This window comes from Paenibacillus albidus, assembly GCF_014644435.1.
Lineage (GTDB): Bacteria > Bacillota > Bacilli > Paenibacillales > Paenibacillaceae > Paenibacillus_AQ > Paenibacillus_AQ albidus.
In genome coordinates, this window is record NZ_BMKR01000036.1 from 25,654 (window position 1) to 45,751 (window position 20,098).

16 protein-coding genes are annotated in these 20,098 nt (G+C 47.2%); 3 read left to right on the forward strand and 13 right to left on the reverse strand.

Going from position 1 to position 20,098, the window contains the following annotated elements; translation table 11 throughout:
- Positions 1-16 precede the first annotated feature (16 nt).
- The 5 genes from IEY53_RS27380 to IEY53_RS27400 are packed head-to-tail and all read right to left on the reverse strand — an operon-like array spanning position 17 to position 5,046.
- Positions 17-835: an ABC transporter permease gene (locus IEY53_RS27380; protein ID WP_189030720.1), complete on the reverse strand. Its 819-nt coding sequence runs from the start codon at positions 833-835 to the stop codon at positions 17-19.
- Positions 836-840: 5 nt separating this feature from the next.
- Positions 841-1,785, reverse strand: a complete 945-nt coding sequence (locus IEY53_RS27385) for an ABC transporter permease (protein ID WP_189030658.1) — start codon at positions 1,783-1,785, stop codon at positions 841-843.
- A gap of 18 nt (positions 1,786-1,803) precedes the next feature.
- The gene (locus tag IEY53_RS27390) at positions 1,804-3,393 is read right to left on the reverse strand and encodes an ABC transporter substrate-binding protein (RefSeq protein ID WP_189030660.1); all 1,590 of its coding nucleotides are present in this window, start codon (positions 3,391-3,393) and stop codon (positions 1,804-1,806) included.
- Positions 3,394-3,435: 42 nt separating this feature from the next.
- Entirely contained in the window at positions 3,436-4,293 is an 858-nt protein-coding gene (locus tag IEY53_RS27395) for a MurR/RpiR family transcriptional regulator (RefSeq protein WP_189030662.1), read from the reverse strand.
- Positions 4,294-4,311: 18 nt separating this feature from the next.
- Positions 4,312-5,046: an HAD family hydrolase gene (locus IEY53_RS27400; protein ID WP_229696390.1), complete on the reverse strand. Its 735-nt coding sequence runs from the start codon at positions 5,044-5,046 to the stop codon at positions 4,312-4,314.
- 373 nt (positions 5,047-5,419) lie between these two features.
- On the opposite strand from IEY53_RS27400, the gene IEY53_RS27405 reads away from it, so the two are divergent.
- The 3 genes from IEY53_RS27405 (at position 5,420) to IEY53_RS27415 (ending at position 7,211) form a co-directional block, all read left to right on the forward strand.
- Positions 5,420-5,659 carry a hypothetical protein gene (locus IEY53_RS27405; RefSeq protein WP_189030664.1) on the forward strand — a complete coding sequence of 80 codons (240 nt, stop codon included), beginning with the start codon at positions 5,420-5,422 and terminating at the stop codon, positions 5,657-5,659.
- A 384-nt stretch (positions 5,660-6,043) separates the two neighbouring features.
- Positions 6,044-6,256 (forward strand): hypothetical protein, encoded by a 213-nt coding sequence (locus IEY53_RS35400; RefSeq protein ID WP_229696391.1) that lies wholly within the window; start codon positions 6,044-6,046, stop codon positions 6,254-6,256.
- Between the two features lie 160 nt (positions 6,257-6,416).
- On the forward strand, positions 6,417-7,211 hold the full coding sequence (locus tag IEY53_RS27415) for an ankyrin repeat domain-containing protein (protein WP_189030666.1): 795 nt from the start codon (positions 6,417-6,419) through the stop codon (positions 7,209-7,211).
- Between the two features lie 395 nt (positions 7,212-7,606).
- Here IEY53_RS27415 and IEY53_RS27420 read toward each other — a convergent pair whose 3' ends face one another.
- The 8 genes from IEY53_RS27420 to IEY53_RS27455 all read right to left on the reverse strand — a co-directional run bounded on the left by IEY53_RS27420 (position 7,607) and on the right by IEY53_RS27455 (position 20,055).
- Complete coding sequence (locus IEY53_RS27420; protein ID WP_229696392.1) at positions 7,607-8,371, reverse strand: hypothetical protein; 765 nt, start codon at positions 8,369-8,371, stop codon at positions 7,607-7,609.
- Between the two features lie 308 nt (positions 8,372-8,679).
- Positions 8,680-9,291, reverse strand: a complete 612-nt coding sequence (locus IEY53_RS27425; protein ID WP_189030667.1) for an S-layer homology domain-containing protein — start codon at positions 9,289-9,291, stop codon at positions 8,680-8,682.
- A 364-nt stretch (positions 9,292-9,655) separates the two neighbouring features.
- On the reverse strand, positions 9,656-10,489 hold the full coding sequence (locus IEY53_RS27430) for a carbohydrate ABC transporter permease (protein WP_046230501.1): 834 nt from the start codon (positions 10,487-10,489) through the stop codon (positions 9,656-9,658).
- Positions 10,479-11,387 carry a carbohydrate ABC transporter permease gene (locus tag IEY53_RS27435; RefSeq protein WP_211296342.1) on the reverse strand — a complete coding sequence of 303 codons (909 nt, stop codon included), beginning with the start codon at positions 11,385-11,387 and terminating at the stop codon, positions 10,479-10,481. Before IEY53_RS27435 ends, IEY53_RS27430 begins: the two co-directional genes overlap by 11 nt.
- A 105-nt stretch (positions 11,388-11,492) precedes the next feature.
- Positions 11,493-12,827, reverse strand: a complete 1,335-nt coding sequence (locus IEY53_RS27440) for an ABC transporter substrate-binding protein (RefSeq protein WP_189030669.1) — start codon at positions 12,825-12,827, stop codon at positions 11,493-11,495.
- A gap of 180 nt (positions 12,828-13,007) precedes the next feature.
- Positions 13,008-17,324, reverse strand: a complete 4,317-nt coding sequence (locus tag IEY53_RS27445; protein WP_189030671.1) for a discoidin domain-containing protein — start codon at positions 17,322-17,324, stop codon at positions 13,008-13,010.
- Positions 17,325-17,551: 227 nt separating this feature from the next.
- Positions 17,552-18,289, reverse strand: coding sequence for a response regulator transcription factor (locus IEY53_RS27450; RefSeq protein ID WP_189030673.1), 738 nt, complete (start codon positions 18,287-18,289; stop codon positions 17,552-17,554).
- Complete coding sequence (locus IEY53_RS27455) at positions 18,277-20,055, reverse strand: cache domain-containing sensor histidine kinase (protein WP_189030675.1); 1,779 nt, start codon at positions 20,053-20,055, stop codon at positions 18,277-18,279. Before IEY53_RS27455 ends, IEY53_RS27450 begins: the two co-directional genes overlap by 13 nt.
- Positions 20,056-20,098 lie beyond the last annotated feature (43 nt).

Here is a 20,098-nt window from a genome sequence, read left to right on the forward strand (position 1 = left end):
GACCTCTGCCTCCTCTTTAACTCTTTTTATCATATAAATCACGAATTCCATCACCAAGGAGATTAAATCCAAGTACCATAAGAGTAATAACAACACCGGTAATCGTCACATACCATGGCGCACTCATGATGAACGGCTGCGCTTCATTTAACATCCTGCCCCAGCTGGGATCAGGCGGCTGAACACCAAGACCCAGATAGCTGAGGCCTGCTTCGGCCAGAATAGAGCCTGAAAAGTTCAATGAAGCCGCGACAATAAGCGGCGATACCATATTGGGTAAAATGTGATTAAAGATAATTCGTAATGCACCAGCACCTTTGGCAATGGAGGCTTTGACAAAATCAAACTGTTTATACTGCATAAAGCCACTGCGGGCAATTCGTGAAAATGAAGGAATTCCCATGATTCCAAGTGATATGATGGTATTCTTCAACCCGGGACCAAATACTGAAACCAACATGATTGCCAGCAAAATGCCGGGGAAAGCCAACATAGCATCCATGACCCGCATAATGATTTCATCCAGCCAGCCGCCAAAATATCCGGCAATTGCGCCGATGAGCACCCCAAAAAACAGTCCGATTGAAACGGAGGTAAAGCCAACCAGAAATGCTGTCTGAGCTCCTTCCATAATGCGGCTAAGAATATCCCGGCCGAAATTATCAGTTCCCCACCAATAATCAGCTTGCGGTTGTGCCAACCTCATACCGGTGTTCATGGCGTTGGGCTCATAGGGGGTATAGAACAAACCAACCAGCATAAACAACAGGAGTATAGCTACGAGAAAAGCTCCAGCGACTAAAGGTTTGCTTTTTGTAAATGACTTTATATTCATCTCATTCACCTTTTCATTTGAATCCGTGGGTCAATCATTTTATAGAGAATATCAATAATCAAATTGATACTGACCACAATAACTGCAATATATAACACTAACGTCTGAACAAGTGGCATATCCCGGCTGCCTATAGAAGTAATCAGCAAATTCCCTAAGCCCGGCAAAGCAAATACATTTTCAACGACAATGCTGCCGCCTAGTGTATCGGCAATTAGCAGCCCAAGAATGGTAATCACCGGAATCAATGCGTTACGCAAAATGTGTCTATACATAATCGCCCGTTCGCGCAGACCCTTGCTTCTGGCTGTACGGACATAATCCATCCGGGACTGGTCCAGTAATGTATTGCGCAAATACCGGATGACGACGGCAATCCCGGGAATCGCAAGTGCCAATGAAGGCAAAAAAAGCGAACGGATTGCCCCTGCCGGACTTTCACTCCACGGTATATACCCATAGGTTGGGAACAACCGAAGGGTTACCGAGAACAACAGGATTAGAATAAATGCCATCCAAAAAGAAGGAATCGACACGCCCAGTTGAGTTAAAATCGAAGTGATGAGTGCCGACATCTTCCCATCTTTTCTTGTGATATAAATGCCAAGGGGAAGACCAATTATAACAGTCAACCCCAAGGCGAATACAGCCAGCGACAATGTAACAGGCAAGCGTTCCATCAATAAATCCGCAACAGGTCTCTGGTATTTTAGCGAGGCGCCAAAATCACCTGTGGTTGTGTCCGCAATCCAGCTCAAGTAGCGTTCAGCGGCGGGGCGGTCAAGCCCCATAGCCTCATGCAACGCGGCGATTTGGTGCGGGTCAGCATCCACCCCCAATATAATTTCCGCTGGATCTCCGGGCAGAATCTGGAACACCAGAAATGTGATGACCGATACAAGCAGTATCGTGGATACGAACATCACCAGTTTTCGGATATAGAATCGCAAGGTTATATCCTCCCAGCCTTATTTTTGCGTATAATACATTTCTGCAAAATCAAACTTTTGAACCGGATAAATTTTGAATCCTTCCAGATTGCCGGCCATGGCCGTTGTACGGCTCGGATCCATAATATAAACCGCCACAGCCTGTTCAGTTAACATCTTTTGCGCTTCTTTATACAATTTTGACCGTTTCTCTTCATTCATCTCCGTCCGGGCTTGCTTTAAAAGAGCATCATAAGCATTGTTTTTGTAATGATAAAAGTTCTTTTTATACGTGCTCTCATATCTGCCTAATACCTCATTCGGATCTATTTTTCCTGTCAAGCCAATAATTGTCGCTTCGTATTCGCCGTTGCCATATACATTCTCCAGCCAACTGCTCCATTCGATTTGCTTAATGGAAACCTGAATGCCAATTGGCTTCAACTGCTCTGCAATCACTTGTGCAGTATCTACATGCATCTGATAATTGGAAGGGACCGTAATCGCTAGATCGAATCCTTGGGCATAACCGGCCTCGGACAATAATTTCTTAGCCTTCTCCAAGTCCGGAGTGTAATAATTCTCCAACCCTTCCTGGTAAAACATCGCCATGGCCGGACTCATATTACTGCCAAGCTTCGTTCCCTGACCTTCAGCTACTGTCTGGATAATCACATCTTTGTCAATGGTATAGTTGATCGCCTGGCGGACCTTTTCATTGTCAAGCGGTGCAACTGTGTTATTAAGTGCCATCAGTTGCACCATATTTTGCGGGCCGGTCACCAGATTGAATGTATCGCCCAGTTGGGCTGCGCCCTGAGCGCTGACTCCCGGAACCATATCAATATTACCGGATTGCAGCGCCAACACCGCGGAATTCTGATCCGGCATGAACTGAAATTCTACCCGATCCAGCACCGGAGCACGATCCTTATCATAAAACTGTTCATTTTTCTCAAGAACGAGCTTTTGACCCGATTGATATTCGGTGAACTTAAAGGGTCCTGCTCCAATTGGCTTGGTGCTTTGCTGCTCATAATTTTCCGGTACAATGGCAGCAATATTGGCTGACAAGAAAGCTGCATCAACCGTTTTTAAAGTAACGACTACTGTATACTCGTCCGGCGTCTCTACACTTTGGACAGCAGAGAATTTAGAGGAAAGCGGCTCCTTCCCGTCCAGTCCAGCCAATTTAGCATAGGAAGAATGTACGTCCGCGGAAGTCAGATCGGAACCATCATGGAACTTCACCTCTTGTCTCAGGTGAAATGTATACTTCAGGCCATCCTCGGATACTTCATAGGATTCCGCAATTGCCGGCGTAAGTGTGCCCGCTTCTCCGACCTCGAACAGGCCGTCAAATACATTGTCCATCATAGCGTTGGTATCCGTTGCTGCCGATAAATACGGATCCAGGTTATCCGGTTCGGTTGACATGGCAACCCGTACCGTCCCCCCCTCCATCTTGTTTGATGTTCCCCCCGCTGCAGCGGATGGATTGGCAGTGGATGCAGATGGGTTGGCCGCCCCGTCACTTTGCGCTTTCCCGCCACCACAACCGGATAAAATAACTGCAAATACGGTAAGCGAAGATAGTCCTACAGTGAATGATTTTTTTAGAGTTTTCAAAGGGAATGCCTCCTCATTGTTTTAGACAACCTGTGAGATAGGTCAATCTGCTCTATCTGTCCAATCAAAACGGTCACGGAATTCTCTCAGTGAGATATCCATCTTCTCGATATTATGCTGAATACGCCCTTTATCCAAATAAGCAATTTCATTAATAATGGCATTAACGACGGACAATGAAGCGGTATAGGATTCCAGCAAGCCTTCCGATTTGCAGGAGCCAAGCAAGACCAGATCGGAAAGCTTGGCAAAGGGGGACAAACTGGAATCCGTAATGGCAATTACTTTGGCCCCCCGTTCCCGGGCAATCCGGATTACTTTCAGGGTTCTTGGACAATATCTTGGAAATCCGCTGGCGAAGATGACATCATCCGGCTCAATATACGAGACGTATTCAGCCACGCCACCCTGGGGTATTAGTTCACTGTTTCCCAGCATGTACCGCAGGACATATGCCAAAAATGCGGTCACAGATAGGCCAAGCCGCCAGCCAACAACCCAGATTCGTTTGGCTCCAAGCAGCATCTGGGCAGCCGACTCGATTTGTGCCTTATCGGTATTGGACATGGTTTGACGAATATTTTCAATTTCCTGTTCGAAATGCTTTTCCAGCCAAGTATTATCCTGATATATTGCTAAGCGGACATCACTCTTGACGGTGTGTTGTTCCTTCAGCACGAACTTCTGCAGGTCCTTGCGCATGACCGAGTAGCCCGAATAAGATAAGGCCACTGCCAGCCGATGCACGGTTGCTTCGCTGACACCGGAATTCGCTGCAATTTGCTGCGCAGACTGCAGGGCAACCTCCTTAACATGGGTCTGAATATAATGAGCCACGCTTTTTTGTCCCGGGCTCAGCGATTCGAAATGCTGCTCAATTCTTTCAATAATCGTTGTCATTCTGCCGGCTCCAATGAATTAATTTATAAGCTGCCCCTTTGGGACGGATGACTTCATAAGTTCAAGATAAGAAGCCACCTCTTGAATACTGGTAATAACCTGAGAATAGTTCAGTTCCTCAATGCCTTGACTGCCATAAGGGTTAATCAGCAGACACTCCATCCCAACTTTCTGCGAGCCCTTGACATCATCATAATAATTGTCTCCGATATACAGCGATTGCTTGGCTGTCACATCTGCTTTCGCCAAGGCGAATTCAAATATCGCAGGGTCCGGCTTCTCAATTCCAACCTCTGAAGAGATTATGATCTCATCAAGCTCCTCTTCAAGCCGGTTGTCCGCCAACACCTCTCTGGCGGTTTCATTCCAATTAGAGATCAACCCGAGCCGATAACCCTTTTGCCTCAAGGAACGAAGTGTGGGGATGGTGTAATCAAAAGCTTTCCAATGAAGCTTCCCCGGGGCGGTCACGTTCCGGTGAGCTGCAATCACATCATCAATCGGCAGCGACACTCCCAAAAAATAATTGAGACATCCGATATACCACGGCTGATATACCCGACCATCCTTGCCTAACACGCCTTGGTATTCCCGCATAAACAACTTGTCCGTCCGATGATAGGCGAGTGTAATTTCGGCTCGCGATTTGTTGATCTGAAATACCTTCAGGGTGTCCTGATACACTTCTTCCCTGTCTGTCTTGACCAAGGTGTAGCCCAAATCGAACCATAGATACTCAATCATAGAATTCATCTGCTTCTCCTGTTCGTAGGAATTCCTTCATAATAGAATAAATGTTTATTTTCCTTCACAACTATGATTGTAGAGGTGAAATATTTGTCGAAAATTAAACCTTCTAAAGAATTTCGTAAAACAAAAAGTGTGTATTTACACCAAATTGACTTTTTAAAAAGTAACGAAAAAGAACCGTACTACTCTTCTTTCATAAGAGAGAAGATGTACGATGTTTTAGCCTTAAAGGATGCCGAGAACGGGGGTGAACCCATACGGCAGCCGTAAATAAGGTTAATCTAATGTCATTCATCGGTTCACTTGCTTTGATATAATTTGACGAAAGGAGAATATGGCTTTGAAAAAGAAATTGCTGTGTTAATGCTGGTGGGAAGTGTTTTGTTATCAGGATGTAGTTTGGACAAGTCAGTGCCAAAAGAATGATCAATCGGAATTAGGTTTCGGAGCCATCATTATTTATTATGTCGAAGAGCAAAAAATCAAATTAAATTTCACAGGCTCGGTGGGTACTTCCCCCATTACAGCATGTGAATTTACTGCCACCTATACATTTAATCGTGACAAAAATGAGTTTATCGTTGATCAAATTGACGTTAACCCTGTAGAAGAATAGAAAAGGAGTTACCCAGTGTAATCAAAAAACGTATGCTCAGATATTACAATTTTGGAGGTAACTTCAACGGTTCTTCCCCCAGGAAACGTTGTTCACTTAGATTGGCTCTCCCCCGCGCTTTTGATTTCTGACAAACCGCCCAGTACGGAAAGATGTGAATGATGAGATGAAATGGAGATTGAGGCAATATGAACGCTCCATGTGGCAAACTGGATATCGTGTAGTAGAGAAGTGAAATTGAAGGCATAGCACAAAGAGGTTATACTACAGTCAACATACTGCTATAAGAGGAAGGCGTGGTATGCTCATCAAAGCTTCCGCAAGCATTCAACATAATTTAAATGCACTTACTGAGTTATGCAAATCCTCCGGAGAGCGGTGTATTTGACCAAAAACAGCGAAGGCGATCTTGTCGCGATGGACATCGAAGTGTTTTCCCGGCGCGAGATAATGTTGAGGCTGCGTGAAAAACTGCTGGCTGTCGAGGCGGATCGGCTGGCTAGACGTGCCGTGTTACGTCGGACGAAAAACAAACTGATGGAAGCGATCCAGACACTGTCTTATATGTGGGAACGTATCCTGTTTCCTCAAAGCTGAGATTATTCTCCTGAGCAAATACCATAAGATTTTTGTGGAGAAGTGGTATCTGGTCTATCCAGATAAAAGACCAAACGGTTTATGTCGAATATATTGTAGGCTGCAGACAGGACTACTGGTGGCCGGTGCGATAGAGCAAGAACGGGGGGGCATTTATCTTATGTGCGATGAGAAGAACATATCTTTTTTATCTAAAGACAACCCGCTGGTTATTTCCGTGGTTAAAGCGATTCATACTGGCGATGTTCCGTCGCTAAAGCGGCTACTTGCTGAGAATTCTGGGCTGGCCACGTCAAGAATTGCGGGAATCGACGACGACTGCAAAAGCAACGGGGAATCGCGTACTCTCTTGCATGTTGTAACCGATTGGCCCGGACATTTCCCAAACAATGCAGCAACTGTCGCCGCGTTGATAGAGGCCGGTGCCGAGGTGAATGCTCGATTCACCGGACCGCACAGCGAGACGCCACTTCATTGGGCTGCGAGCTGCGATGACGTCGAAGTGCTTGACATGCTTCTCGATTTCGGTGCCGACATCGAGTCCTCCGGCGCTGTCATAGCCGGTGGAACGCCACTGGACAACGCAGTGGCGTTCGCACAATGGCGGGCGGCACACAGGTTGATTGAGCGTGGAGCTGAGATCGCTCTTTGGCATGCGGGTGCACTAGGTCTGCTTGACGCTATGGAGGCCCACTTCGCCGGGGATTTGCTTTCACAGCGATACCCTTGGGGAGTGGGACATCCTTCACCTCCGGACGAAGTGACCGTCGCGTTCTGGTGTGCTTGCCACGGCGGACAACGAAGTGCTGCCGAATACCTGCTCGACCGAAAGGCTGATCTGAACTGGATTGCAGTGTGGGACGGCCTTACTCCCCTAGACGCTGCTAGGCGCAGTGCTGCCACTGATTTGGTACAGTGGTTGCGCGGACTGGGTGCCAAATCCGCAAAGAGCTAGGCTGATCAGTCGTGCTTTGAAAACCTGACGGAAGATGGCCGATGGATTCGACATTTTGTAAAGAAAGGCTGTCCACAAGGATGGCCTTTTTAGCTTTCCTCGTCGGCCGGTGGAAAACGAGCAATTCCGATTATTGTACGACTGAATGAAAAGGAGTAAAAGCATCTGATCAATTAAGTTAAAAAATCCGGGCTTTCCCAAGAAGCGTTCATTCGTGCGTTAATAAGTAACGAACGCTCAGCTTGATACAACATATCTTACAGGGCTTGTACGGGCTTCTAAATAGACCCCACCCAGTGCGCCTAGCGAACGCTTTTTGTTGTTTCGTCAGAGTTCCCTCGTCTGCTCCGTACAATTTTTTTCTGAGAGGCTGTGCGTACAAGACCTTCAAAAGGTCATTGATGCTTATGTTTTTGTTTTTGTTTTTGCTTTTGCTTTAACCAAAAATCAGGAGGAACATACGAAATTAGTGAATAATCAATTTCATAACCTGAATCAGTTGCTAACTGTACAAGCAACATTTCTTCTTTATTGGAAGGTTGAATATCTCCTGTAGTAATAGTTATTACTTCAACACCAGTTCTTTTGGGCTTACCCACCACTATTATTTGATTGCCTTTTGTATAGACTTTGCTAACAGTAGTTTGGAACACCACCATATACAAATCGAGTGCTGTTTCACTTTGAAAAATCGGAAAATCAATACCAACATTCCCCTGAAATTGTAGCTGTCCCGAAAGTCCAATATCATAAGTTGTAAATAATCTGTGCAGAGCATAGTACATTCTCGTCGGAATGTAACTCCATCTACCTCCCCAATAAGTGCTATGCCAAGTTTTATCGTAAACAGGTCTTTTGTACTCAGGCAATTCTTTTATTACCTTACAAGGAATTTGTGTTCCATTATGTATCACTTCTAATATGCTGACTGTCTGAGATGGATAGAGTTTTTCCTCCTCCAATTGAGAAGGGAGTTCATTCATTTGTGTCGGTTCGATTGGTTCTAGGTTCTTCAACCTCTTTTCAAGTACATCCACCTGATTGTCAGACTCATTGATGTTCGGATTGATGGATTCATAAGCATTAGAAGACACCTTGAAGGACGAAGCGATAACAAAGAAAGCTAAAAAAGCGATTACAACTTTGCGATTAGTTTTCACAATTCACAGTCACCCCTGCCTAGTCTGACTCTTGTAAGGCAAAAGTATGCAGTGAAATCCCACACCATTTATTAACTCAAAACAAAAAAGCCCCTGTAAAGGGGCGTAATAAGTTCAACCTCTTTTCCCTGCCCTTTTCTTGATAGGCATGAGTCTGTTCAATGGTGAAGCCATTGCATGTTGTTCCTTCATGTCGCTCCCGCCACGAAGAAAGCCAATCGCATAGGAGTGTCGAAGGTTATATGGAATGATTTTCGCCCCTAGCTTCTTAGAGTATATTTCCATACGGTCACCCCAAGTGTAACAAGTCAACGAGCCGCCTTCATTCGTGCAGAATATCGATTATAGAACTGACTGACATGACGCTTGTAGTCATCTAGCGTTTGTTTACTAAGCCCCTGCGCCTTCTTCCATGACATGAATTGCTCTAACGTCCCCTCCCACGTAGTGGGGATGTGTTCACTAATTTTCAAAACCCTTGCTCTTGCCATTCCGTGTGCTCCTTTCGAAATGTCCCTACACGATAATAGTCGTTGCATGTAGGCACATCGTTGCGAAAGAAGCCGAGAGTTTTTCATGAATCCTGTGTGTATGAAAAAAAGCCCTAATGTGGTGATTGAGGGCTGCCTCGTTCTGATCAAATGTAGAAAACTATCATGTTCGGATCCGCCGTTTTTTCTTATTCCAAAACTTGATCCATACTCCCCTGTAGACTTACCCGAAGCGTTTGCGAGTATTAACGCCATCTCTGCACGTGTTATATCGTCATGTGGACGGAAAGCACCATCCTCATTACCTTTGATCAAGTCTGATTGTACCGCTTGCACGACTGCTTTCTGAGCCCAAGAACTGATTTCCGCTGCATCTATAAAAGTAAGTAGCGCTTCCTTTTCTTGCGGTATTAGTGCATTCATCAGCATTACAGCGAATTCCTCACGAGTCACAGCGTCAGACATTGCAGAACTACAGTATTACGCTCAAATAAGCAGGGTTGAAGCAATGGCCAGCGGACTTATTCAATCTTAACGGAGCAAAAGCCTCTTTAACCTACAGACTGTTAACATATGCCTTTTTTTCGTTTCGAAGTAGCTGCAAAATACAAACGTCAGTCCATTATTGGGCTGACGTTCGCATGTGAAAATTACTACATTTATATTAGGTATCATTCCTTTTTCCTACATCCAATTTCCTATTGATCCAAACTTTTCAGCTATATTCTTCGCTTTCCCTCAATATCCATTGATCTTGTCCTGATCTTTGGCAGTCCTTTTTGGAGAAAACGCATTATTTCAAGCCCGTGTTGGCAATGCCTTCAATAAACTTGTTTTGAGCCAGGAAGAAAACGACCAGAATCGGGACAGTTGCTATGGTCGAAGCGGCAAGCAGCAGCGGCCAGTCCACGCCGGCATCCGTAGTCAGCATGGATAAGCCGATCGGCAACGTGAACAATTCCTTCGTATTTAAATAAATAAGCGGTTCAAAAAACTCATTCCAGCTATTCATGAATGTAAAGATGCTTACGGTTGCCAATGCGGGCGTGGCGATCGGGAGCATAATCGACCTGAACGTGCGCCACGGCGAACACCCGTCCATTTTGGCTGCTTCATCCAGTTCAATAGGAACTGTAATTAGAAACTGACGTACGAGAAATACGCCGAACATCCCTCCCGATCCAAGCATTGGCGGAAGAATCAGAGGAATATGCGTATCGATGAATCCGAGGTTTGACATCCAGTTGAATAAAGGAATGGCCGTAACTTCGGTAGGAATCATCATCCCGCTGAGCAGGAACAGAAAGATCGCGTTTTTGAATGGAAAGTGCAATCTGGCAAACGCATAGCCTGCCAATGCGGACAAGAAACAAGTGCCTGCCGTGACGAGCACCGCGATATACATACTATTAAAAAAGTAGAGATGAAACGGCATTTCCGTAAACACGCGAATATAATTGATCCATTCCCAAGCTGCGGGTATCCACTGGGGCGGAAATAGAAACACCTCGGATTCCGTCTTCAAGGATGTGCTGACCATCCAAAAAAAAGGAAACAACACGATGGAGGAAACGATTGTTAGAACCAGATAGGATGCAAGGTTGGATGTTATCTTTTTATTGTTCATAATGTACCCATCTCTTTCTTAGTTTCCACTGTATCAAAGTCAGAACCAGGATAATGCTGAACAAAATAAATGCCAGTGCCGATGCATAACCGAATTCGTAGGAGCGGAACGCTTGTTTGAAAATGTAGAAGACCATCACGTACGTGCTTGTTCCCGGCCCTCCGCCTGTCATCACATAGATTTGTCCGAACACTTTAAGAGAACCGATAACGGTTATTATCGTTACCATGAATACGGCTGGCGTAATCATTGGCAGTGTAATGGATTTAAAGGTTTCCCAGCGTGAAGCGCCGTCAATTTTGGAAGCCTCGTAATAATCCTTCGGCACATCGTGCAGAGCGGCCAGGAAGATGACCATGTTCATGCCCACACCTTTAAGCGCACTGACCACTATAACGGTAGGCATCGTCCAAGTTTCCGAGAAAAGCCAGGGAATCTCCGTTCCGCCAAACGTTCGGATCAGCAGATTGACTAATCCACCGTCCGTAGAGAAAATAAACTTCCATACGATCCCCCAAACCACGAGGGAAACGACTACCGGCGTAAAGATCGCGGTCCGAAACAAGCCGATACCCCATATTTTCCGTTTCAACAGCATGGCCAGCAAAAGCGATAATACAATGTTCAGCGGGACCAAGCCCGCAGAGAAATATACGGTATTCACGGCCGTATCCCAGAAGACAGGATCATCGCGCATGGCGTAAATATAGTTATCCAAACCAATATACGCCGTATTTCCAAATAACGACCAATTCGTAAAGCTCATCACGAAAGCGTAAACGATCGGGCCAAACAGAAAGATTAAATATCCCGCCACAATAGGCAGTATAAACAAATATCCCATCCACATTTCTTTTGATTTCAAAGTTGCTAAACCTGCTGGCTTACCTCCGGCCATTTGCGCCCACCTCCTGTTGTGAATATGACGAAACCCTCCCTTTAATATACGAGATCACCCTATTGTTCATATGGCGATCTCGCAATGCTCCATCGTTCTGGAGGGTTACTTCAATAGAGGATTAATGCTGTCTTCCATAATTTTCAACGCTTGCTCGGTTGTCGTGGAACCGAGCAAAATCGCGTCCAGGTTTAATGTCACCTGCTCGTCAATCTTGACCCAGTTCGGATGGGAAGGCCGGATTGTACCTTCGGCCAACCGATCGTACGCAGCCACTTTCATCGTTTCAACAGTCGGGAACGGGAACTTGTTCAGATACTCATCGGAGTACAGAACAGACTCTCTCTGCGGCACAAAAAACTCGGCTACTTTAGCTGCATTTTCCTTATTACTTATAAATTTTAAATATTCCAATGCTTCTTCCGGATACTCTGCGTCCTTGAAGATAGAATAGCCTCCAAAGCCAATAGGCATCTTGACGCCATGGTCGCCTTCCGGAAGCGGAGCAATATCCCATTCGAAATCGACTTTGTCACGGTAAGCGCTTGTACGAGTAACGTTCTCAAACGCCATACCAAGCTTACCTGTATCGAAAGTTAACTGCTCGCCAATGCTTGGATGCGCTTTCTTTTCGAGCAGCCCTTTAAAAAGATTGATCGCTTTGGCCGTCTCCGGCGTGTTCATAGCGAATTGCGTTGTGTCTTCGTTGAAGATTTCGCCGCCCATCGCCCAAATCAATGGAATCAGATTGTCAGACCAGTTGGAGGAATTTTGTATGAACTTCACGCCGTATACCCCTTCCTGCGGTTTGGAGATCGCTTCGGACGCTTTGACCATCTCATCGTAAGTCCAGTTGCCCTCTTCATAAAGCTGCATTGGCGACTTCAATCCATTCGCTTCAAACAGATTTTTATTGTAGAAAACGACCTGAGGCGGCGTAGAGAATGGAATGCCGTAGAGTTTGCCGTCCTTTTCAAATGCAGTGAGCGTGGATGGTATTATATCATCGAACGCATAAGCCGCATCCTCTTTCACGGACGAAATATCCAGCAGTTGGCCCCCATTCATAAATTGCGGAATCATGCGCTCTGAGATCCATACGATATCAGGCGAGGTTTTGGTCGCTGCCATGATCGCCAGTTTTTGCTGGTAGTCCGCCCACGGAATCACGGTAGTTTTGACTGTCACATTCGGATGGAGCTTATTGTATTCCTCAGCAAGCTCGTCATACAACGCCACCTGGGCATCGCTGCCCCAAACGGACATCTCAAGCTCCACAGGATCTTTTGACTCAGCAGCCACTTCCGCACTCGGCGTATTGTTCGCATTTTCCTTGTTTGCCTTTGCGGCGCCATTATTGTTCTTTCCATTTCCTCCGCATGCGCTCAGCAAGCCGAGCAGCAATACAACAGACAGCAAGACTACCCCGTATTTCTTCATTGTTATGCCCCTCTCAATGTTTGTAATCGCTTTCTACTACTAGTATAAATTTGATGGCTTCCAGAAAAAATAACACGAAATCGAGAAAAACTATGTAAATTCGAGTACTTTAATAGAACCAGCTGTATAACAGAACTTCGGCCTAAGCCCGCGTGACAAGGACTTAGGCCGAGATGGTTCCTAATCGTTGACGAAGCCGACAAACACCTCATTGATTCTGGCCATCATATCATTCGAATTGCCATTGCCCCATGACGGACGGACAAAATGGAAGCGCAAGGCAGTCGTCACGACGGGGTTTTCCAAATTCAACATCGTATACTGACCCCAAAAAGCGTCCTGATCATTATCTCGGACTTCGGCTATCGTCTTCCATTCTCCGTCTTCCAAGAACTGCAGATCAAAATCTCTGACATGCCAGTTGGCCGAGCCTATAACCGGTACATGTCCGCTCCACAGCTTCACTTGGTTGATCGTTTGCTCCGTTGTCCAGTCCAGCATCAGATAAGGCGTTTGGGAGCCGTTTGATATCCACCGGGTTTCCAAGCTTCCGTCAAGTACTCTATCTTTTGTATTTGTACCCAGCGTGGAGTCGACCGACAACTGCGCAGTAATCGCTAGATTATTGGTTACATTAAGAACGAACGTTCCAGTGCGAGCAACGCCATCCAAGACGACAGCTGCCTGCAATGTTGCTTCTCCAGCTTGAAGCGCGGTAACCACGCCCGTATTATCAACAGTCACTAGATCCGGCGTCAGACTTATGAAAGATATGTCCGCATTTTCCAACGAAACGTTCGATCCTGTATTGTATGTGCCGGTCACATGCAGTTGGGTAGTCATGCCCGGCACCAGCTGCGAACGATCCGCCGTTACCGCTACGGCCGCAAGTTCGACGGGAGGGTAAGTTTCAACCCGCAGGTAAGGCCTATAGCTGGAGTCGGGTCCATTGTATAGCTGCGTCAAGTAACCGGTTTGATCGGCATCCTGGGCAAAAGCAAGCGATACCGTCCGATCTCCATCCAGACGTTCTTGCACGAACACAGTCGCATCGAATACATACCAGACGTTCTCGCCGTTATTATTCAGCTGCACAGTCGAGAGCTTCTGGCCAAGCTCTGGCGGAGACTGGTACGTATTCCATTGCATTGTATCGCTGTCCCAGTCATTGCTATCCACTGCATAGAGAGAAGTTGCAGCTCCCGTCTCTCCAGCAGGGCTCTCCAGCGCTTGTCCATACACGTAGAGCCATGCGGTAGCCAGCTTGCCTTCAATGGAATTCAGATCGAATTGCAGATAGCTTCTCGCCGATTCGCTATCTTCTCCGCCTTTAATCTGTAAGAGATCCGCAACCGGGGCGTTCTGAGCATTTTTCTGTACGCTTGCCGTCTTGGTTGCCGGCAGTTGTTCGGAAACCGCCACTTGATTCTCATAATCCATCCCAGTATTTCCGCTGATCTCATTACCGGAGAGACGAATATTCGTGCCGTCCGAGATCATAACGCCATTCGTATTCCCCGTAACATGATTGTCCTGAATGACAATATTCTCGGGTATGCCTGCGCCGTTCCCGGCGTTGGTCGGATCGCCGTCGTCTTTCATGGCAATTATGCCCCAGAAGTCGGAAGCCGTATTGTTCACGATCTGATTGCCCTTCACAATCGTTCCGGGCGCATTTTTCAGACGTATTCCCTGGCTCCCCGCGTTCGTAAATCCGGTAATGGTATTATTCTCGATAATCGTATCGGGAGATCCCAAATACACCTGTACCCCATACCGCTTCACATTCTCGATTAAATTGTTATGAATGTAATTGCCTGGTCCCGCGGCATCATGCGTAGCGCCCGGATTGCCGACGCCGACAGCCGCTTCGCCGCCGCCAACGATATGGTTGCCGCTTACTTCATTCATATACTCGTCTTCTCCGTGGAAATCGATAGCGTCTAATGCCGAGTTCAAGTAGTAGTTGTTTTCAATGAGATTGTTATGCGTGTAAGAATGCGCCAGCGTTCCGTGACGTAGATAGGGACCGATAAACTCGTTGTTGCGAACGACATTGAAACGAGAGTCGTCCTCTCTGCCGAGCCGGCTTTCCTTGGACTTGCCTTCGATGGAAACGCCGTATCCGTTTCCGCCCTCGGCTAAGTCCGTCGCGTTGCGAAAAAGCGAATTTTCCACGATAACATCATGACTGTTCGTAATTACAACGCCGATCCGTTGAAACTTCTCGATCGTCAGTCTGTCCAGCATAATGTTATAGGACGGTTTGCCGGAAGCGGAGGTAATCATGATCATCTGCTTAGGTCCGCCCCGATCCGGATTCGCAACCGACGTATTCGTTGAATAATTTAAGTCCCAGCTGGACGTAATCGTCATGTTGCTGATCTTAATATTGTTTTGTCCGGCCATGCGGAATACGATGCCTTCAACCGTAGCATATTCTCCCTGTTCGTTAGCATGGTCGGAGACCAGCAGAACGCCATCCTGGTTCTCGCCGCGCACCTGCACGCCGGATTTCATAATGAAATGGGTAACTCCGTCCTTATCTGTGCTCGTTAATTGATAGTGTCCGTTCGGAATATACACTTCGTCCCCAAGCGCCGCTGCAGCCAGCGCTGACCGGATAGCTTGAGCGTCATCTATTCCGTTGTCGGCAGGATCGGCGCCGAAGTCCAGGACATTATACGTAGAGCCGGTCACTGTCTGAGCCTCATGTGGCACATGCGGTGTTCCATCCGCATAATAGAGACCTGCCTTTGTCGGAATTGGGGAATCCGGATCCGGTCCCGTTGGCGGAATCTCCACATCACTTAATATAAACCCGTCCACATGGGGAGGGTAAACCTGAATTTCCGTTATGCTTGTCCATTCGCTTGCTCCGCGCCCGACAACCCGTACATAACGGGCGGTGACGGCTTCAAAACCAAAGGCTTCAACCTGGATCGTCGTGCCGTTGCTGTCGCCGCTGTATACGCGGGTCCAGTTGGTCTGGTCGTTCGAAACCTCGATATCAATGGTCTTGCGGCGATTGTCTCCCCGGTAGAAAGCGACTCCCAGATAAGAAACCAGCTGTTCCGAGCCCAGATCCAGTTCTATCCATTGCCCGTCATCATACGCCGACCACCTTGTCTGAATATCGCCGTCAATGGCATATTCCGGAATATTGGAATCGCTGCCGCTGGCCCGATAACCCGCGACCGTCAGCGGGGTTGCTGAAGCTCCGCTAAGAGCCGGTGTGGATACGATCACCTCATTGCTCGGCACAGAGGCCAGCTCAGTCATCGTATACGCTCTTATGGTAAAGGCATATTCGGTGCTAGGCTCCAGATTGAACACAAGCGCGCTATATAAACCGCCATTCGCATCATAAGTGGAAGAACTTACGGAAACCGCGGGGCTGTCGCCGTTGTAGATCACATATTGGCTTACATCCGAGCTTGGCAACGGATTCCACTGCAGCTTGACAGTTGTGCTCGTCGTCTCCATAACGTGAACAGCGAATGGCGGTTCCGGCCCAACCGCCGCCTCCTCAGTTGTCACTTGAACTGCTGCACTGTCTTCGGATATCAGACCATTGCTTCCCACCGACCTGACCGTAAAGGAGTACGCCGTCTCCGGAGTCAAATTGCGCGCTGTGGCGCTCCAGGTGTCCGTATCGGAATCCAAAACCGGACTCGTAGCATCTTCAACCTGAGCCCCGTTGTTGAACAGCTGGTACGATTGTACCTCTTCACTCGGCGAAGGATTCCATCGCAAGGTCACGGTTGAACTCGTTTTCTCGGACATGTTCAGGCCGGACGGAGCTTCCGGCACTTCCACAGGCGTAGCGTCGTACACCGCGAAATTATCATAATCCACATTCGTCCGCAGCGCGAACAACCCCGGGTATCCCGATGTCAGCGGATTATTGCTGTCGACAACGTCAAGCATTAGTACGTCGTCTACATAAAGCCGAATCCGGCTGCCGACGATTTCACCCCTCAGCTTGTAGACTTTATTCGTATTGAAACTTGTCGGCGCACTCATCGCCAAATACGATGTCGTATGGTTATAGCGCTTGCGAATATGGAACTTGGCGGAAGCTGTGCCGCCGCTTTTCTTGTAACCGATTTCATAATAGTTGTCGGCATCCGCATACTTCAGTAACAGCCCGGGAACGGCAGGAGTCAGACCGCCCCAAGAGTCAAGACTTATATCCGCCTCAACACTGTAATCGTCCGGCAAGTTATCCTTTTTGTAATAAGCATACTGCTTGTCACTGGAATTAAAATTTCTGTAAACGTGATTCCCATCATCCGTCTGAACAACCGAGTATGGGGCTGAGACGGAATCGAGAACAAACTCATCCGGAGCGCCGTTCTCGAAATCCTCGAATACGATTCGGTTGGCAGGCTCCGCATCGGCTTCGGCCTGCACGCGGCTCGAGCCCATCAAACCCGTGAACAGCATACTCAGGATTAATAATAACGCAGTAGATCTTTTTGTAAGACTAGTCATTATCCATCACATCCTTTCTTTCATGTCATTTCATTTGCTCTTCTCTTGCACCTCCCGGACATCCGAATGTAGTCATTCTGTCGCAATACATGAAGTCTCCGCGCCAATTGGAAGCGCTTAACAATAAGTATACAAATCAGCCTGTCAGTGAAAAACAACACATTTTCGAGAAAAACTACGATATTCATAGCATCTGTTTTGTTTTGTGCTCAATCATCTGACCGGCCTTAACTCAGCGGCCTTTTTCTATATTCGGTAGGCTTCACTCCGCAATGCTGCCGGAACACGGCCATAAAGTGATTGGCGCCGGCATAGCCGCAAAGGTTGGCGATCTCGTATATTTTCAAATGTGTATGGGTCAACAGCTCTCTGGCTTTACTCATCCGGCAGGCCGTCACATAATCAGAATAATTTTGTCCGGTCTTCACTTTAAACAACGTGGATAAATATTGATGATTCAAATGCACTTGCTCCGCGATGAATGGAAGTGAAACATCCTGATCCAGACAAGAGACGACCAGTTCCTTCACTCTTCGAATCGTCAGATCTTCATGGGCCGCTTCGGCGTTAGGCGTCTCTACCGCCCTCTCGCGGTCCAGCCGCGCTTTCAAATTCAATAGAAAATGGGAAAGCTCAATCCGGTCCACCGGCTTCAGGATGTAATCCGACGCATTGTGACGCATCGCCGCCTTGGCATAAGTGAAATCTTCATGCCCGCTGATGATTAATACGGGAAGGTCGGGATATAGCCCCCGGACATGCCGCAATAACTCGATTCCGTTCATCTGGGGCATACGGATATCCGTAATCAGCAAATCTACCGATTGCATTCTGAGAAGCTCCAGCGCGGCGAAACCGTGCTCCGCTTCTGCGGTTACCCTGTAACTGCCGATCACTTCCTCGATCATTATCTTTAACCCTTCCTGAATTTTCTTCTCGTCTTCTACCAGCATCACATTGTACATTCCAATTCCCCCCATCGTAATGGCAGCCGGATTCTCCATAGTGTTCCGGAAGCCTCATCGCTCTCCACGCTTAAGCCGTATTCCACGCCATAAAGCAGTTGAATGCGGTGGTGAATATTTTTGATGGCATAGCCTTTAAGTGTATCTCCAAACTTTGGACGGCTGCCGTCCCGCTCCGGCTTGCACAACATCTGCTCGCGAACCTCCAATAAACGTTGCGGCGGCATCCCCACCCCATTATCCTGTACAGTCAGGAGCAAATCCTGATCCAGCACGGATGCCCTGATCGTTATCGTTAATCCGCTATTCCCCATTCCGTGCTCCAATGCATTCTCAACCAGCGGCTGAAGCAGCAGCTTTGGTACAAGACAAGATTCGAAGGACGGATCCACATACATTTCCGAACTCAGCTTCTCGCCATGCCTGGATAACTGAATTTGCAAATAAGCGTGAACGAACCGTATCTCCTCCTTCAATTGCACCGGCCGTTCCTGCTTGTCAACCGTGTATCTCAGCATTTTCCCCAAGCTGGCAACAATGTCGCTGATTTCGAGATTTCTCTCCTTCAGCGCCTGCATGCTTACCAATTCCAACGTGTTGTACAGAAAATGCGGATTAATCTGGCTTTGCAGAGCCGACAGCTCGGCTTCGCGTTCGCGCAGTTTCGTTTCATATACCTCCTTGACCAGTCTCTCCACTTCCGTCACCATCAGATTGAAACCCTGGGCCAATTGCCCGATTTCATCGCGATTCATCAAGCTCAAATCTGCCCGTTCGCTGAAAGCCCCGTCCTTTACCCGCCGCATGCGCGACTGAAGATAACGAATCGGCCTGACCAGCCGCTCTGACGTAAAGATCGCAAGCAAATAGGCAATGATAAGCGATATGACTGAAATGAGGATCGTAAATCCGACGATTTCCTTGCCGCCCCGTTGCAAATCGGCCATCGGGATAAGTCCGTGAATATTCACTTTCGTTGATTTGGAGTGCATGGTTGTGTACAGATAAGTCTGGCCGTTCCAATCTATCGTTCCGTCCCCCGGACCGGTATCCGGGAAATTAACCAGTTCATCCGGAAATAACAGCTCGCCGTTATCCTTTGTCAAGTAAAACTGGCTGTTGTCGCTCAACCACACTTCTGACAATAACGCTTCGAGCTCTTTCATGTTAAAATCAATTTTGACAACCCCGATGCTTTGGCCTGTTGCAGGGTGATTCAATGCTCTGGCAGCGGAAATAACCCGCTCCGAACGTTTGTAATAAGTTGTCTCGTGAGGTTCGATAATGACAAGCCTTCCTTCCGCATCCAGCACCTCCTGCAGCCAGCTATTCCCTTTCTCGTTCCAATAACGCTGCGTCAGTTTTTCTTCGACGCTGTACATAATGCCGTCGCCAGTGAAAAAGATCATTCGTTCAATTCCGGGCTGATCCAATGTAAGCGAAGCCGCTACTCTTGCCATTTTGGTAATTTCCTCCGACGGAATAAGCTTCTCTTCACCTGGTTCTTCATAACTGTGCTTCTCCAAAATACGCAGCACGTCTTCGTTATACAAGGGAGCCACAGTTATTCTGTCCGCGTCTTTTATCGTATTTTCCAAATTAATTTTCACTTGATTCATAATTTGCATGGAGTACGCCCTCGAGTTTTTTTCGGTTTCCTCCGCAAATTTGTTGTAAGTGCTGATTCCGCTTATCAGGAATGGAATGGTGATAAGCAGAACGAACAGGGTTATAAATTTGGCTCGTATCGAAATATACCGCTTCATTTCACCGATTCCTCCTGACAGATTGTAAGCGAAAACAAATACT